The sequence below is a fragment of the Nonlabens arenilitoris genome, from assembly GCF_002954765.1.
Lineage (GTDB): Bacteria > Bacteroidota > Bacteroidia > Flavobacteriales > Flavobacteriaceae > Nonlabens > Nonlabens arenilitoris.
Map to the genome: position 1 here is coordinate 412,797 of NZ_MTPW01000001.1, position 16,297 is coordinate 429,093.

Sequence of the window (16,297 nt, forward strand, 5' to 3'; positions counted from 1 at the left end):
AGCTATTTTGTTGTGGTTATTTATTTTATCTATTACTTGGTCCTGCGATTGTGTTACGGATTGAAGCATTTGTTGAAGCTCTTTTTGTGTTGTTGCACTTATACAACACAAAAAAGCGACTGTCGTAAGCTCGACAATTTTGATAACACCATTGTTCTTACTTATTTAGTATAATTGCTAATTCCTTTTTCCAATTATTGTAAGCTCTTAAGTATTTTAATTTTTCTTTTGATGGCTTATAAGTCATCCTGTAATCATTAGTCATAATCATTTTTCCAAAGGTTTCAAAATCACCTTTGTGTAGATGCGCTGCTCTGGCTGCCCCTATAGCACCAGTCGTATCGTAAATTTCTATTTCCTTTTCTAACAAACTAGATACTGTATTTGCAAATATCTCTGAACGAAATAAATTATCATTTCCAGCTCTTATGACACTAGGTTTAATACTATCTGAGGTCATTATTTCCATACCATAAACAAATGAGAAGGCTATTCCTTCTAGAGCTGCTCTACACATGTGACCTTTATGATGGTTATTAAAATTTATATTTAAAATATGCGTCCCAATTTGTTTATTATTAAGCATACGTTCTGCACCATTTCCAAATGGTATCACACAGACGCCATCTGAACCAATAGGTATTTGTGAAGACAGATTATTCATTTCTTCATATGAATCAACGGAAAGGTTATTTAACAACCAGCGATACTGAATACCAGCACCGTTAATATTTAATAGCTTACCAATAGTTTTATTTTCTTTTGAATAATTGACGTGCGCAAAATTATTAAGGCGCGTACTTTCCTGACCTGATAAGTTTTTTGTAACGGCATAAACAACTCCAGATGTCCCGCCTGTTGCGGCAATTTCTCCTGGTTGCAATACATTTAAGGATAAAGCATTATTAGGCTGGTCACCTGCTCTATAGTAGATAGGTGTACCTACAGCTAGTCCACTTTCAGACGCTCCTTTTTCATCTACTAAGGACTGTACGCCAAAGGTTTCTACGATATCTGGAACTAGGGCTTTATCTATATTATAGTGTTCTAAAAGAAAGTCTGCAACGGAATCATTTTTAAAATCCCAAAAAACACCTTCTGATAATCCTGAAACAGTCGTGTTTATGGTATTTGAAAACCTGAAAGCTATATAATCGCCTGGTAACATAAATTTATAGGTTTTATCATATATGTCTGGTTCATGATCTTTTACCCATTTTAATTTTGAGGCGGTAAAATTTGCTGGTGAATTTAAGAGATGCGTGGTGCATTTATCAACTCCTATATTTCTGAACGCATTCTCACCTATTTGTACGGCTCTACTATCGCACCAGATAATGCTCTGACGAAGTAAATCACCATGCTTATTAATTAACACTAGACCGTGCATTTGATAAGATATACCGATGCCTTTAATTTGAGTTTCACTGATATTATTTTCTTTTTTCACCCGTTTAATACCTGTACATATGTATTGCCACCAATCCAATGGGTTTTGCTCTGCCCATCCATTTTCGTGAGCTAACATGCTCATTTCTTCTTTAGGTTCCTGTACTACCGCTAAACTTTTACCAGACTCTACTTCTACTAAAGCAACTTTTATGGTGGAACTTCCTATATCTAGCCCTACGTAATAATTCATTTTATTCATTTCGATTTCTTAGCTAATACAGTGTACATTCTACTATTTGGCGATACATCTCTATCACTATTACCAGCCATAATGACACTTTCACCTTTGACTGCTTTTCTATAAAAAATAGACATTTTCACTTTCTCTACATTTATATCATCACCAGTATCTCTAAAATCTTCTATAAGAAATTGCGGTCTTGGTACTGTATCATCATGCAATACATAGATATCCATATTTGTACCAGCAATAAATTGTAGTAAATCTCTAGCCCAGTAACCTTTATCAGAATTAGGTGTCCTAATATATTCGGCACCTCTTAAGTATTGGGGCACCACGGTGTAATTCTTTTCCATATCAGTATAGGCCTTTTTTCCCCAATGCATATTAGTGCGCAAGATTGCCTTACCATCACCTGTATAGCTAAAATTTGTAAATAACTTACTTCTATTAGTTTCACCAGGAATATATTCCGGTATTTCTGGAGTATGAGCTGGCATAGGTTCATTAACAAGCACCTTGTCACATACCTGAGGCTGTTGTGTAGTTAACCCGTGTATAAGAGCTACAGAATTTGATACTAATTCTATCTTAGAAGCAGGCAAGCCTTCTTTAGTAGCAGTAATTGTAACTGTTCCTGCTTTTAAAAGTGAACGTATGGCAACACGATTGATACCTGCTTCAATATCTAGAAATAAATGATTAGTTGAATTTTCTTTACCACTGTTATATCCACCACGCCAAATGGCTGGACCTTCAATGGTGAAATTTACGCGGCCTGTTGCTAGTGGACATCTTCTTCCAGCGGCATCTAATACTTCAATATCGAGTAAGGCAATGTCTGAACCATCTGCTTGCCATCCTTTAGGTCCAGTAATGGGTGTTAGTTTTAAAGCTACAGGTTGTCCTGCTGTTTCTTTAGTTTGTGAAGTACGAACTTTATCATCTATAATTCCTTCAGCCCTAATGTTACCAGCTTCCCATTCCACATCCTTGAACGTGTATATGTATCCGCTTTCAGGTATATTCTCTTCTCCTATCAAATTATTATTCACGTATAATTTTACAGCAGCGGTATTTGAAACCACAAAGATGTCTTTTTTTGTTCCTTCTTCATAATTCCAATGACCTACAATATGCACTTGAGGTTCTGGTCGCCACATGGCTTTTGTGGTATAAAATGCTTCCTTAGGCAAACGAACTGCATCCACCTCTCCACTTGCTCTTGTGACTTCAGTCTGGCTGCGGCCTCCATGCGTGCCATCAGAAAAAATCCAATTTGCACCACCCACATGATAGGCTTTTCTACCCATTTTATCCCACCAATGCTCTACTTGTCTAACAGCATATTCTTCTGAAGTTATTTTGTAAGTGTTCTTTTTAATGTTAGGATGACTAAAGAAATTATCATCTGGAGAATATTTATCCCAAATACGTCTAGGCGCTTCTTCTCGCATGTATTCGCTTTCTATAATTGGTAGATTTGGATATTCTCGTTCCCAACCTTCTGTTCCTATCTCAATAGATACGTAGTTTTCAGAATCTGTTTTAACATCGGCTCTTCTATTACCCATTAATCGTTTTCCATTAGGGTCGAAAGTATTAATGACTTCTAAAATTTCTTTATAGTGTGCGGCACTTTCTGCCCAGTTACCACCTTCCCAAATCAAAATTGATGGATGATTCCTGTAATACACAATCATATCTCTAAATGCGGCAATTCTAATATCCCATGTTTCTCCTTCATCTTCAGACTCACCACTTACTCCGGGCATTAAGTTTACGAAGCCATATTTATCTCCCATTGTCACTTCGGCTGGTGAGCCTGCGCAATGTCCCCAACGAATAAAATTGCCACCTGCTTCATCCATTAATTGAAAGGTATGCTCACGCAACCAATCTGGTAATGCCGCGCCAAGTCCTGCCCAAGCATTTGTAGGTTTCTGTCCCCAACCATGTAATTTAACATATTCACCGTTATTGAAAAAACCTTTGTCTTTATGAAATTCGAAACTGCGTATTCCTAATGGTGTTTCATAGGTATCAACAATTTTATTATTGTCTTTTATTACAGTTAACACCTTGTACATATATGGATGTCTTGTGTACCATAGATTAGGATTAGTAAGATTAGTATTCATTGATACAATATATTTCTCTCCTATACCAAAAGTTTTTTTAGTTGTTACTTTCTTAACGATTTCTCCATCGTTATCAATAATTTGCGCTTCTAAGATTATCGTTTTCTCTACACTTGTATCATTTTGAATTTCAGTATTAATAAAAATTTCTGCGTTTTCAGCACTAATATTTTCTGCGTATACATATGTGCCCACCGTTTTTAAATTATCATAAAGCGGTAATGTAATATGAAGCGGGTTCATGACATGAAGGAATACGTTTCTGTAAATCCCACCATGAGTGGGATGCCAATGTTCATGATTCCAAACCAATGGAAAGTTATCTCTAAAATGATTACCTCGATCATTATTAACCTTAACGGCTATAACATTATCTTTATCGCCATACTTAATGTAAGGAGTTAAGTCAAAACCGAATGGAATAAATCCAGTTTGATTCTGACCGATATGGATTCCATTAATATAAACGTCTGCAATTTGTCTCACAGACTCAAATTCAATAAATACTTTTTTTCCTTTATCAGATGATGGTAGCTTAAAATGCTTGCGGTACCATACGGTTCCTCGCCACTGATTTTCTTCACCGTCATGATGACCAAGACTATAATCGTCAAAAGTATCGACGTCATTAAAGGTATGCGGACAGCTTATAACAGACCAAGATTCATCATTGAAATTTGCTAACTCAGCGTTTTCAGGATTTTCTTGAATGAATTTCCAATCTAAATTAAAATTGTATTTTGTTCTACTATCACTATTCAAAATGTCATTACTACTAGATAGAGAATCCTTAAAATCACAACCTAAAAAGACGAATAAACATATTAATAGCGTAAAAAAGTGTTTTAATTTCAATTCGTTCAGGTATTTAGTTATCACAACGCATTCAATGAATTACGATCTTGTATACAAGGATATAAATTAACATGTATACTTATGTCCTGCACTATACTGTTTGTAAAGTAGAGTCTAATCAGTTATTAAAAATTCTAAAGCGCATTTCCTTAATTTCACTGTACTAAATCAGTATAGCACAGGACAGAACAACTACTATAACTACGTTACTTTTGTCTAGGTATGTGGCTAGTTAAATGCACCATAAATTGATAAAAACATCTAAAATGGAATCCTTTATTAACGATAATTTTCTTTTACAAAGTAAATTTGCTAAAACGCTATACCACGATTATGCTAAAGCACTTCCTATCATAGATTATCACAATCATTTATCTCCTCAACAAATAGCAGATAACACCACATTTGATAATATTACCCAAGTATGGCTTTATGGAGATCATTATAAATGGCGCGCTATGCGTACTTATGGCATTCACGAAGATTATATTACTGGTAACGCACCTGATAAGGATAAATTTTTAAAATGGGCAGAGGTGGTTCCTTACACCATGCGAAACCCACTATATCACTGGACACATCTTGAGTTACAGCGTTATTTTGGGATTGACGATTTATTATCGCCTAAAACAGCCACCGCTATATGGGATAAAACATCTTCAATTTTAAAGCAATCGTCACATTCTTCTAATGGATTATTGAAACTAATGAATGTTGAATCTTTATGCACTACAGACGACCCTACTGATGATTTAAAATATCATAGAGTAATTAAAAAAGATAGCTCTAGAGTAAAAACACTGCCTACATTTAGACCAGATAAGGCTTTTGCGATAGAAAATGGTCAGGAATACATCGATTATTTATCGCTACTATCAGACGCTTCAGGGATTGAAATCACGACATATTCAGATTTAATTAATGCCTTGCAACATCGCGTGAATTTTTTCCATGAAAATGGTTGTAGGTTGTCAGATCATGGTCTTGAACAATTGTATGTGGTGGACGGTGAGTTTAATGTTGATTCCGCTTTCGCGAAAGCGTTACAAAAACAATCTCTATCACTAAGCGAGGTGCAATCCTTTAAAGCAACCACCATGCGTGAACTAGGCAAAATGTACCACCAAAAAGGATGGACACAACAATTACACTTAGGCCCTATAAGAAATAACAACAAACGTCTATTAAAGGAATTAGGTCCAGATACTGGATTTGACTCCATAGGCGATTTTTCACAAGCGGTAGGTTTAAGCAATTTTTTAAACACTTTAGATAGCACAAATCAATTAACTAAGACCATAGTGTATAACTTAAATCCTGCTGACAATGAGATTTTTGCAACCATGGTAGGGAATTTTAATGATGGATCCATAAAGGGTAAAGTACAATATGGTAGCGCGTGGTGGTTCCTAGATCAAAAGGATGGAATGGAAAAACAAATTAACACACTGTCTAACCAAGGATTGTTGAGCTGTTTTGTGGGAATGCTTACAGATTCTCGTAGTTTTTTATCCTTTCCTAGACATGAGTATTTTAGAAGAATACTTTGTAATCTCATAGGAAACGATGTTGCAAATTGTGAGTTGCCACATGACGAGGAACATTTAGGGAAGATAGTGAGTGATATTTGCTATCATAATGCAAAGAATTACTTCCAATTTGAATAATATGGAATCTGTAAACTGGGGAATTATAGGTTGTGGAGACGTTACTGAGGTAAAAAGCGGACCTGCTTTTTATAAAGTAAAAGATTCTAAGTTAATCGCAGTGATGCGCAGGAACGCAAGTAAGGCAGAAGATTATGCAAAAAGACATCATGTTCTCTTATGGTACGATAATGCAAATGACTTACTACATAATGATGACATTAATGCGATTTACATTGCAACACCACCTTCTAGCCATTTAGAATATGCTTTAAAAGTTTTGAAATGCAACAAAAATGTGTATTTAGAAAAGCCCATGGCATTAAATTCCATAGAAGCGCAACAAATAGTTGACGCACTCCATAAAAGTACTGCTAAGCTAACTATTGCACATTATAGAAGACAACTGCCTATGTTTTTAAAAGTAAAGCAACTTATCGATGATGCTGTTATAGGAAAAATAAGATGTGCAGAGATAACATTATTACAGCCTTTAAAAACAAATATAGTAGCATATACGGAAAACGACTGGCGTACTAACAAAACTATTTCTGGCGGAGGCCTTTTTCATGATTTAGCTCCTCACCAGTTAGATTTAATTTACTATCTACTGGGTGATTATGAATATGCTCATGGATTTGCAATGAACCAAAGTAAAGTTAATGATACTGATGATGTTGTAAATGGAATTATTCAACTTTATAATGGAATTCAAGTTAGAGCTTTGTGGGCTTTTAATATCGATGAATACTCTCAAAAAGATGAGTTGATGATATACGGTAGTTTAGGAAATATAAAACTTTCTATTTTTGGGAATCAAGTTGAAATCAACAAAAATGGCCAGATAGAACTTTTAACTTTTGAGCATCCTGAACATATTCAACAGCCCATGATAGAATCCACCGTAAATTATTTTTTAGGAAAGCAAGATAATCCTTGCCCAGCTATTGAAGGATTAAAAATTATGGAGCTTATGGACTTATTAACTATTTCAAATGGTTAACTTCAAATTTTCTCAAAATTAGGTTTATGTATATAATTGAACATGATGAGAATACAGATACAAATCAAGTTATACTAGAGAACTACAGCGGTTCATCTCAGGCGATATTACTATTGAATGAAGGCGCTAGAGTTCAACGATTAAAACTTGATAATATCTCATTAATAGAAGATTTATCACCATTGAAGTATGCTGATACTTACGCATCATCAGTTTTATTCCCTTTTGCTAACAGGATAAAAGATGGATCCTATAGTTTTAACGGAAAACAATATCAATTAGATATTAATCATGAAAGTGAAAACAACGCAATTCATGGGTTCATCTATAATAAGGAATTTGAAATAGTTAATAGAAATACTTCTGAATATGAGGCATCAGTTACTTTAGAATATGAAGAGAATCAATGGACAAAAGGTTTTCCTTACACCTATAAGGTTCAATTGATTTATACATTAAGAGAAAGTGGATTAGACTTAAAAGTTGTAGTTAAAAATACAGATTCAACGGCTTTTCCTTTTACTATAGGCTGGCATCCCTACTTTACAAGTAAAGATTTATATAATAGTACAGTACAAATTGAATGTGATAAAAAAGTAATTCTGGGTGATAGATTGATTACTACTGGTACTGAAGTTTATCCTAGAAATGAAAATATTCAAATTAAAAATAATTTACTGGATGACTGTTTTATTTTAAACTCTAATAAAATTGAGTTTTTTACACCTGAATACGATATGCAAATCATCTCTTCTTCACCCAACACGTATTTACAACTTTATACACCACCTAAAACAAATAGAATAGCAATAGAACCCACTACAGGGATTTCTGATAGCTTTAATAACAAAATAGGACTAGAAGTTCTTGGACCCGATAAATCGTATACTATTAATTGGAATATTTTATTAAAATCAAAACACTAGTCCTAATACATGGTTAGTTAACCATACGTCATAAAATTTCAACTATAGTTCAAATAATTGTGGTAAGAACATGGATATTTCAGGAATAAAACTAATTAGCATCAACACTGCTACCATAATAAGTAAGAATGGCAATAGTGGTCGTATTACCTGAGTTACCGAAACCTTTGCAACACCACTACCTACAAAAAGTAGCGTTCCTACTGGAGGTGTACAAATCCCTATACTTAAATTCAGAACAATGACTATCCCAAAGTGAACAGGATCCATACCTAAAGCTATTACAACTGGTAAAAATATAGGTGTAAAAATCAACACTGCTGGAGTCATATCCATAAATGTTCCAATAATCAATAAAATAATATTGATTGCTAAAAAAATGGCAAATTTATTACTCAATGAATCTAGTAGAAACGAGCTGATCATTTCTGGAATGCCTTCAAAAGAAAACAGCCAAGACATCGCCATAGAAGTACAAATTAAAAACATGACTACCGCAGTTGTTTTTGCACTAGATAATAATACGCCCGAAAAATCTTTCATTTTCATATCGCCATACACTAAAGACAATATGGCCGCGTATAATACTGCAATCACAGAAGCTTCAGTAGCGGTAAAAATTCCAGCTACAATTCCACCTACCACAACTACTAATAATAATAAACTAAAAAAAGCTTTTCTAAAAAAGGTCCAAATTTCAAAGAACGTTGCACGTTTTCCTTTTGGATAACCTTTACTAATAGCGATAAATGCAACATATCCCATAATAGCTAATCCTAATAAGATACCAGGAAGGTAACCAGCAATGAATAAAGCAGCTACTGAAGCTGTACCACCACTTGCTAAGGCATATACGATTAGAATATTACTAGGAGGAATTAATAATCCTGTTGTTGAAGATGCAATGTTTACAGATGCACTTAAGGTTCTAGGATAACCTTCTTCCTCCATTCTGTCTGTCATAATACTTCCTATCGCAGATGCTGCTGCAAGCGCTGAGCCTGATATAGCTCCAAATAGCATGGATGCTAAAATATTGACATAAGCTAAACCACCTGGTAAACTCGATACTAAAGATTTTGCAAAATTAATGAGTCGAGTAGCTATACCACCACGTTTCATAATATCTCCTGCCAAAATAAAAAAAGGAATAGCTAGTAACGCAAAACTATCAATACCAATAGTCATTCGTTGCGCAATGGTTGTTATACCTGGTAATTTATCTATATTAAGTAACAGACTTAAAGTGGTAGCTATACCTATACTGTAAGCTACAGGTACTTTAAGTAACAATAAGACAAAGAAGCTCACAAACAATACTATAATACTTATAACTTCTATGCTCATAATTAAATTTCTTTTGTGTTATAAATATTGAATATGTGATATAAAGAAAAGCACATGATTAAAAAACCACTAAAAGGCATAATTGCATAAACATAACCTAAAGGTATTCTTAATGTACCTGAGAGTTGTTCTAAATGTAAGGTAGTATAGACTAAATTTAAGCCACCAGTAACCATAACGATAAGTGCAAATAAAAATATAAGTGCTTGAATAAGTACAGCCACCTTTTTTTGGTTAGAGCTAGAAAATTTTTGATATAAAAAATCCATGGATAAATGCTGTTTTTTTCCATTTAGATAAGCTGCCCCTAAGATGGTCATCCAGATTAGAGCAAAGCGTGCAAATTCTTCAGTCCATGTAAAAGATTTACCTAAAAGATATCTTGAAAATACTTGAAATAACACATCAAGTACTAAAAGTGCAAAAATCATAATCATGATCCACTCAAGGATTTTAAGCACTTTATTAAAAATAACGTCTACTTTACTCATTAGTTTTTATTTTTAATTTCATTGACTAGTGGTGCGATTTCAGGAAATTTTTCAATAAAATCTTCTAATACAGATTTTGATTTTTCTGCAAATAAAGATTTCTCAGGAATTATTATCTCCACACCAGCGGCTTTAGCGATTTTCATTGATTCTTCTACAGATTCATTCCAAAAGACTTTTTGTGCCTGGGCAGATTCTTCAGCTGCCTCTTGCACCCAAACCTTTTCTTCTTCCGATAACTTGTCCCAAAATTTAGTGCCTATTAACAGGATATCAGGTACTGAAGAATGTTGATCTAAAGTATAATATTTACTTATTTCATAATGATTTGAAGATACAAATGACGGTGGATTATTTTCTGCACCATCTACTACACCTTGCTGTATAGCCGTATATAGCTCACCGTAAGCTAATGGTGTTGCAGAACCACCCATAGAGTTCACCATATTAATGGCCATTTGATTATTCATTACTCTAATCTTTAATCCATCTAAGTCTTCTGGAGTTCTAATAGCTTTTTTGCTGGTATAAAAGCTTCTACTTCCCGCATCATAATAACAAAGGCCACGAAGCCAGAACTTAGATCCTTTTTCCAAAATAGATTTTCCTATATCACCTTCTAAAACGTCAAACTGATGTTGTTTATCTCTAAACAAGTATGGAATACCAAATAAGTTATATTCTGGCACAAAATTAGACAACGTTGCGGCACTCACCTTAGTAGCTGCTACAGATCCTATTTGTAATAACTCTAAAACCTCGCGTTCTGATCCTAATTGTGCATCGGGAAATATTTTAACTTTTAATGTGCCTTTTGATTTTTTTTCTAAAGCTTTCTGAAATTCTACAATTCCCTTATGTACTGGATGTGTTTGTGGCAAGGTATGTCCTAAGTATATCACCTTAGCTCCATAATCATTATTACAAGAAGATGTACATAGTACAAGAAATACTAAAAGTATAATCATTCTTACAGCGCTATGTCTCATGCATTTATTTTTATTATTACGATCTATTAACTGGTAATTAGATTAATCCATTTAAACATAAAATCAACTCAATTGAATTTATTTCAAAGATGTTTTCACGATTACTTGTAAAGGGTTGTCAACACATCTGGAAAAATGAGATAAGTAATTATTCCAATCAGTCTTAGTGATAAATTGTCCAGATTTTTTCCATCCAAATCCAGCGTAATATTCAATAATCTCAGATACTTTAGATTGAACATATAAATTACTTTCATCCTTTTTATCTGTTATGTATTTCTCAAAATCTACTAAGCCTTCTTTATCATTAAGCACAACTCCTTGACCCAAATCTGAATCGTCAAAAGGTTCCCAATAGCTCATCCAGCCTTCACTAGCATTAGTTGTAACTTCACCGTCTTGTTTATGAAGAGTGAGTCCAATTGACACATGTTCAGTACCGCTTAATTCCACACGGTATTTAGTTAAATTCTGTCCATAATCTAAAGATATATGCTTTCGCTCTTTGATTACATTTCCATTAACATCCCAATCTGCATAATCTAAAATAAAACTCGTGCGTATAGGACCATTAGTAATCGTTTTCCAAGCTGTAAAATTTTTAGAAACCGCATAAGTAGAGTCAGTCTTTACAGCAACACCTCCTACACCGCGACTTACACCTACATGGAAATTATCTAAACCTTCACCTATATCTTTATGATAAGCACCTTTTTCAATAACACCTCTAGCATACCATTTATTGATAATTGGGTACTCCACCCGTTTTAACCACGCATCGATTCCACTGGTTAATGTTCCTCCTTTAACTCCTTCTTCAACCATTTTTTGAGCCACAGGACCAAAGGTTCTGAAAGCTACTCTATTATTTTCCCAGGCATAATCATCTGTACGCTCTGGTACAAATCTAGAATAACACCTTATTAAGCTAGAGTCAATTTGTTTTTCTTCTACTAGATTAATGTTATAAGTCACCTCAGAATTTGCTGCTATCGCTGGCTGGAACAATATTGTTTTATTTGTCTTTCCTTCTATATCAGAATAGACGGTTTGTGAAATTAACACCTCGTTAGTTTGAGCGTTAACTACCTCTAAAGATTTTCTTTCTAAATCAATTTTTGTGACATCTACTTCAACCGTTTCAAATGCTCTATCAAAGTCTAAATTATTCTTAACGGTTACCGTTAGTACTGCTGATGATTTGTCAGTGCAAGAAAGTAGTACTATCGAAAGAATTAAAAAGATACCTTTTTTCATTTTATAATTCGTTTGATGGTTTACCTATTGTTGCTAGAATTCCACCATCTACATACAGAATATGTCCATTAACAAAATCACTAGCCTTTGAACCTAAAAAGATAGCTGCACCAGCTAAATCATCAGGATCACCCCATTTAGAAGCAGGCGTTCTGTTAATTATGAAATCATTAAAAGGATGGCCATCTACTCTAATAGGTGCTGTTTGTGCAGTTGCAAAATAACCTGGTCCTATTCCATTTACTTGAATATTAAAACGAGCCCATTCTGTTGCCATATTTTTAGTTAGCATTACTAATCCACCTTTTGCAGCAGCATAAGCACCTACGGTATTTCTACCTAATTGACTCATCATGGAACAGATATTAATAATTTTACCTTCTTTACGTTCCATCATGCCTTTCACCACATGCTTAGACACAATAAATGGGCTTACTAAATCAATATCTAATACTTTTTTAAAATCATCCACTTCCATTTCTACCAGCGGCGTACGTTTTATAATCCCTGCGTTATTTACTAAAATATCAATAGGGCCTACTTCTGATTCAATGGTGCTTACAGCGATTTTGACTGCATTTTCATCTGCCACATTAAATTTGTAGCCTACTGCGTTAATACCTTCTTTTTTGTAAGCTATCACCGCATCGTCTATTTTTTGCTGTGAGGAATTACCGTTAACGATTATGGTCGCACCAGCTTTTCCTAAACCCATAGCCATAGCCATACCTAATCCATGAGTACTTCCTGTTACTAAAGCTACCTTTCCTGTTATATTAAATAGTTCTTGTGACATATTATCTTAAGTCTGTAATTTTTGCAACATCCATATCATTATAATCTAAGTTCTCACCTGCCATTCCCCAAATAAACGTATAATTTGAAGTTCCAGATCCTGAATGTATAGACCATGGTGGAGAAATCACCGCTTGATGATTATGCATCCATATGTGACGTGTTTCTTGTGGTTGTCCCATAAAATGGCAGACCGCTTGATTTTCTGGTACGTCTAAATAGAAATATATTTCCATTCTACGATCGTGCACATGCGCTGGCATGGTATTCCATACACTACCCGTTTTTAATTCTGTCATTCCCATTTGCAACTGGCAAGTACTAATAATACCACCTATAATCATCTGACTTACCGTTCTATGGTTAGCCGTTTCCAGACTTCCTAATTCAATTTTATTAGCCTCTGCTAAACTTGTTTTTTTAGTAGGAAAACTTTTATGTGCTGGAGCAGAATTGATGTAAAATTTTGCAGGATTACTAGCATCATCACTTTTAAAAACAACTTCTTTTACACCTTTACCTATGTATAATGCATCTTTATGCTCAATGACAAACGTATCTCCATCAACCAAAACACTTCCTGTTCCTCCTACATTAATTATCCCTAACTCACGACGCTCTAAAAAATAGTCTGCTTTTAAAGGGTCTATAGTTTCTAGTTTTAAATCTGATGAAGTAGGTACGGCACCACCAGCCATGTAGCGATCATAATGTGTATAGACAAACTTCACCTTACCAGGTTGCATCAAATCTGGAATTAAGAATTCCTCTCTTAACTGTTCTGTATCATATTGCTTTACAGCTTGTGGGCTTGAAGCATAACGTGTTTCAAATGTTGTTGACATATTATATTATTTGTTTTTTAGTCATCTTTAAGAGCAGTCTATAGGTTGTAATTATGAACTGCGCTCAAAAAGACCGTTTCAATATTTATTTAAAGTGATCTTCTAATACCTAGTTCTAAACCGCGTAATTCAGCCAGACCACGTAAACGTCCTATTCCTGAATATCCTGGATTAGTCTTCTTTTTTAAATCATCTAGCATTTTGTGACCATGATCAGGTCTAAATGGCATGCGCAAATCTTTGCGACCTGCTTTCACTCGTTTTTGTTGCTCTAGAACTAGAGCTTTCATCACCGCGTACATGTCTACATCACCTTCTAAATGATCTGCTTCATGAAAATTACCGTCATCATCACGTTTTGTCGCTCTCAAATGAATAAAATGAATACGGTCACCTAAACGTTTTACCATACCGGCTAAATCATTATCTGCCCTTACACCAAATGAACCTGTACAAAATGTCAGTCCATTATTGCAACTTTTTACAGCTTCATAAAGATCTACTATATCTTGCTCTGTGCTCACTACACGAGGCAATCCTAGAATAGGAAATGGTGGATCATCAGGATGAATGCACATGAGCACACCAGCTTGTTCAGCAGCAGGAATAATTTCTGATAAAAATGAAAAAAGATGTGCTTTTAATTCTTTAGGTCCTATATTATTATAGGTCGCTAGAATTGTATTAAATTTTTCTAGGGTATATCCTTCTTCTGCACCTGGTAAACCAGCAATAATATTTCTTACTAAGGTTTTCTGATCTTGATCAGAGGCATTTTTTAAATACTGTGCTGCGGCTTCTTTTTGTTTTTCTGTATAATCATTTTCTGCACCTGGTCGCTTTAATAAAAATAATTCAAATGCCGCAAATGCCGCCGCTTCAAAACGCAACGCCGTAGACTTATCCTCTACTTCATAATCTAAATTAGTACGCGTCCAGTCCAAGACAGGCATGAAATTATAACACACTATATCAATACCGCATGCTCCTAAATTTAAAAGAGTTTGTTTGTAATTTTCAATATAGGTTTTATAATTACCCGTTTTAGTTTTAATGTTTTCGTGAATGGGCACACTCTCTACTACAGACCAGGTTAAACCTACATTTTCAATTTCAGCTTTACGTTTTTTAATATCTTCTATGGTCCAGACTTGTCCATTAGGAACATGATGTAATGCTGACACGATACCTGTCGCACCTGATTGTTTGATATCTAAAAGAGAAACTGGGTCATTAGGACCGTACCATCTCCATGTTTGTTCTAATTTCATTATGTTATATTAATTACGCTTTTGCGCAAGCGTGATTCTAATCCATTTACACACCACTATAAGCACTGAATCCACCATCAATAGGAACGACTATTCCAGTGATAAATGCAGCACCATCATCGCACAACCACTTTACGGTACTTACTAAATCATCTGGAGTACCATAACGCCCCATAGGAGTCTGACTGATGATTTGCTCACCACGTGGCGTGGCAGAACCGTCACTATTAGTCAATAGTGCTCTATTCTGGTCTGTCAAGAAAAAACCTGGAGCGATAGCGTTAACACGAATTCCCACTTTTGAAAAGTGGACTGCAAGCCACTGTGTAAAATTTGAAACAGCTGCTTTTGCACCGCTATAGGCTGGTATCTTAGTTAGTGGTGTAAAGGCATTCATCGAGGATATGTTTAAAACACTACATCCATCACGACCTACCATATCTTGAGCAAAAACTTGTGTAGGAATCAGTGTGCCTAAAAAGTTGAGATTAAAAGTAAATTCAATTCCTTTAGGGTCTAAATCAAAGAATGTTTTAAATCCTTCAGTAGCGTTTTCTAAATCTTCTGGTTCTAAAAACGGATTGCTAGTCGTCCCTAAAGGATGATTTCCACCAGCACCATTGATTAAAATATCACATGGACCATAAGCTTCATTGATGACTTTTTTTGCTTCAACCAGCGACTCTTTTTCTAAAACATTTGCCGCTACACTTATAGCGCTTCCACCGTTTTTATTAATAACATTAGCTACTTGATCTGCTGCTTCTTTTTTTAAGTCCAGTACAGCAATATGATGACCTTGTTTAGCTAATTCTACTGCCATAGTACTGCACAACACACCACCAGCTCCTGTTAATACAATTGTTTTGCTCATTTATTATTATGATGTTTTATTGAATAGATTTAAAAAACTAAAGTTACTAGCCAAACAGAAAGATTGTATCCTGTTCTATCTTGTTTAAACGACACATATTTCGCATAACATTTTAGCAATCAAAATTTTAATACAAACAACAATCTTAAAAAACCATCCTTACAATAAATCTTTGAAAGAATGAGACCATTACTTCATGGGAAAATGGAAAAAACATACCATCC

Annotated in this window: 13 protein-coding genes; 3 read left to right on the top strand and 10 right to left on the bottom strand. The window is 34.7% G+C overall.

Going from position 1 to position 16,297, the window contains the following annotated elements; genetic code table 11:
* Positions 1-157 precede the first annotated feature (157 nt).
* Positions 158-1,642 carry a xylulokinase gene (locus BST92_RS01745; RefSeq protein ID WP_105072171.1) on the bottom strand — a complete coding sequence of 495 codons (1,485 nt, stop codon included), beginning with the start codon at positions 1,640-1,642 and terminating at the stop codon, positions 158-160.
* Positions 1,643-1,647: 5 nt separating this feature from the next.
* The gene (locus BST92_RS01750) at positions 1,648-4,629 is read right to left on the bottom strand and encodes a glycoside hydrolase family 2 protein (protein WP_146105082.1); all 2,982 of its coding nucleotides are present in this window, start codon (positions 4,627-4,629) and stop codon (positions 1,648-1,650) included.
* 266 nt (positions 4,630-4,895) lie between these two features.
* On the opposite strand from BST92_RS01750, the gene uxaC reads away from it, so the two are divergent.
* From uxaC to BST92_RS01765, 3 genes are read left to right on the top strand one after another with little or no spacing between them, the layout of a single operon-like run.
* Positions 4,896-6,296 (top strand): glucuronate isomerase, encoded by a 1,401-nt coding sequence (gene uxaC, locus BST92_RS01755; protein WP_105072172.1) that lies wholly within the window; start codon positions 4,896-4,898, stop codon positions 6,294-6,296.
* 1 nt (position 6,297) lies between these two features.
* A complete protein-coding gene (locus tag BST92_RS01760) occupies positions 6,298-7,278 on the top strand; it encodes a Gfo/Idh/MocA family protein (RefSeq protein WP_105069908.1) in 981 nt (326 codons plus the stop codon).
* 26 nt (positions 7,279-7,304) lie between these two features.
* Positions 7,305-8,204 carry an aldose 1-epimerase gene (locus BST92_RS01765; RefSeq protein WP_105069909.1) on the top strand — a complete coding sequence of 300 codons (900 nt, stop codon included), beginning with the start codon at positions 7,305-7,307 and terminating at the stop codon, positions 8,202-8,204.
* 42 nt (positions 8,205-8,246) lie between these two features.
* On the opposite strand, the gene BST92_RS01770 is transcribed toward BST92_RS01765, so the two are convergent.
* The 8 genes from BST92_RS01770 to BST92_RS01805 form a co-directional block, all read right to left on the bottom strand.
* On the bottom strand, positions 8,247-9,551 hold the full coding sequence (locus tag BST92_RS01770; RefSeq protein ID WP_211292420.1) for a TRAP transporter large permease: 1,305 nt from the start codon (positions 9,549-9,551) through the stop codon (positions 8,247-8,249).
* Positions 9,552-9,553: 2 nt separating this feature from the next.
* The gene (locus tag BST92_RS01775; RefSeq protein WP_105069910.1) at positions 9,554-10,042 is read right to left on the bottom strand and encodes a TRAP transporter small permease; all 489 of its coding nucleotides are present in this window, start codon (positions 10,040-10,042) and stop codon (positions 9,554-9,556) included.
* On the bottom strand, positions 10,042-11,031 hold the full coding sequence (locus BST92_RS01780; protein WP_211292421.1) for a TRAP transporter substrate-binding protein: 990 nt from the start codon (positions 11,029-11,031) through the stop codon (positions 10,042-10,044). The genes BST92_RS01775 and BST92_RS01780 overlap by 1 nt, the downstream gene beginning before the upstream one ends.
* A gap of 78 nt (positions 11,032-11,109) precedes the next feature.
* On the bottom strand, positions 11,110-12,288 hold the full coding sequence (locus BST92_RS01785; RefSeq protein ID WP_105069911.1) for a DUF4861 family protein: 1,179 nt from the start codon (positions 12,286-12,288) through the stop codon (positions 11,110-11,112).
* 1 nt (position 12,289) lies between these two features.
* On the bottom strand, positions 12,290-13,084 hold the full coding sequence (locus BST92_RS01790; RefSeq protein ID WP_105069912.1) for a gluconate 5-dehydrogenase: 795 nt from the start codon (positions 13,082-13,084) through the stop codon (positions 12,290-12,292).
* 1 nt (position 13,085) lies between these two features.
* A complete protein-coding gene (gene kduI, locus BST92_RS01795) occupies positions 13,086-13,928 on the bottom strand; it encodes a 5-dehydro-4-deoxy-D-glucuronate isomerase (RefSeq protein ID WP_105069913.1) in 843 nt (280 codons plus the stop codon).
* An 89-nt stretch (positions 13,929-14,017) separates the two neighbouring features.
* The gene (uxuA, locus tag BST92_RS01800) at positions 14,018-15,199 is read right to left on the bottom strand and encodes a mannonate dehydratase (RefSeq protein WP_105069914.1); all 1,182 of its coding nucleotides are present in this window, start codon (positions 15,197-15,199) and stop codon (positions 14,018-14,020) included.
* Between the two features lie 46 nt (positions 15,200-15,245).
* Entirely contained in the window at positions 15,246-16,073 is an 828-nt protein-coding gene (locus tag BST92_RS01805) for an SDR family oxidoreductase (RefSeq protein ID WP_105069915.1), read from the bottom strand.
* Positions 16,074-16,297: the final 224 nt, after the last annotated feature.

Bases quoted from the DNA above. Each gene is read 5' to 3' on its own strand.
- BST92_RS01775 (WP_105069910.1), bottom strand. From the start codon at position 10,042: ATGAGTAAAGTAGACGTTATTTTTAATAAAGTGCTTAAAATCCTTGAG.
- BST92_RS01765 (WP_105069909.1), top strand. From the start codon at position 7,305: ATGTATATAATTGAACATGATGAGAATACAGATACAAATCAAGTTATA.
- BST92_RS01790 (WP_105069912.1), bottom strand. From the start codon at position 13,084: ATGTCACAAGAACTATTTAATATAACAGGAAAGGTAGCTTTAGTAACA.
- uxuA (WP_105069914.1), bottom strand. From the start codon at position 15,199: ATGAAATTAGAACAAACATGGAGATGGTACGGTCCTAATGACCCAGTT.
- BST92_RS01745 (WP_105072171.1), bottom strand. From the start codon at position 1,642: ATGAATTATTACGTAGGGCTAGATATAGGAAGTTCCACCATAAAAGTT.
- kduI (WP_105069913.1), bottom strand. From the start codon at position 13,928: ATGTCAACAACATTTGAAACACGTTATGCTTCAAGCCCACAAGCTGTA.
- BST92_RS01785 (WP_105069911.1), bottom strand. From the start codon at position 12,288: ATGAAAAAAGGTATCTTTTTAATTCTTTCGATAGTACTACTTTCTTGC.
- uxaC (WP_105072172.1), top strand. From the start codon at position 4,896: ATGGAATCCTTTATTAACGATAATTTTCTTTTACAAAGTAAATTTGCT.
- BST92_RS01760 (WP_105069908.1), top strand. From the start codon at position 6,298: ATGGAATCTGTAAACTGGGGAATTATAGGTTGTGGAGACGTTACTGAG.
- BST92_RS01780 (WP_211292421.1), bottom strand. From the start codon at position 11,031: ATGAGACATAGCGCTGTAAGAATGATTATACTTTTAGTATTTCTTGTA.
- BST92_RS01805 (WP_105069915.1), bottom strand. From the start codon at position 16,073: ATGAGCAAAACAATTGTATTAACAGGAGCTGGTGGTGTGTTGTGCAGT.
- BST92_RS01770 (WP_211292420.1), bottom strand. From the start codon at position 9,551: ATGAGCATAGAAGTTATAAGTATTATAGTATTGTTTGTGAGCTTCTTT.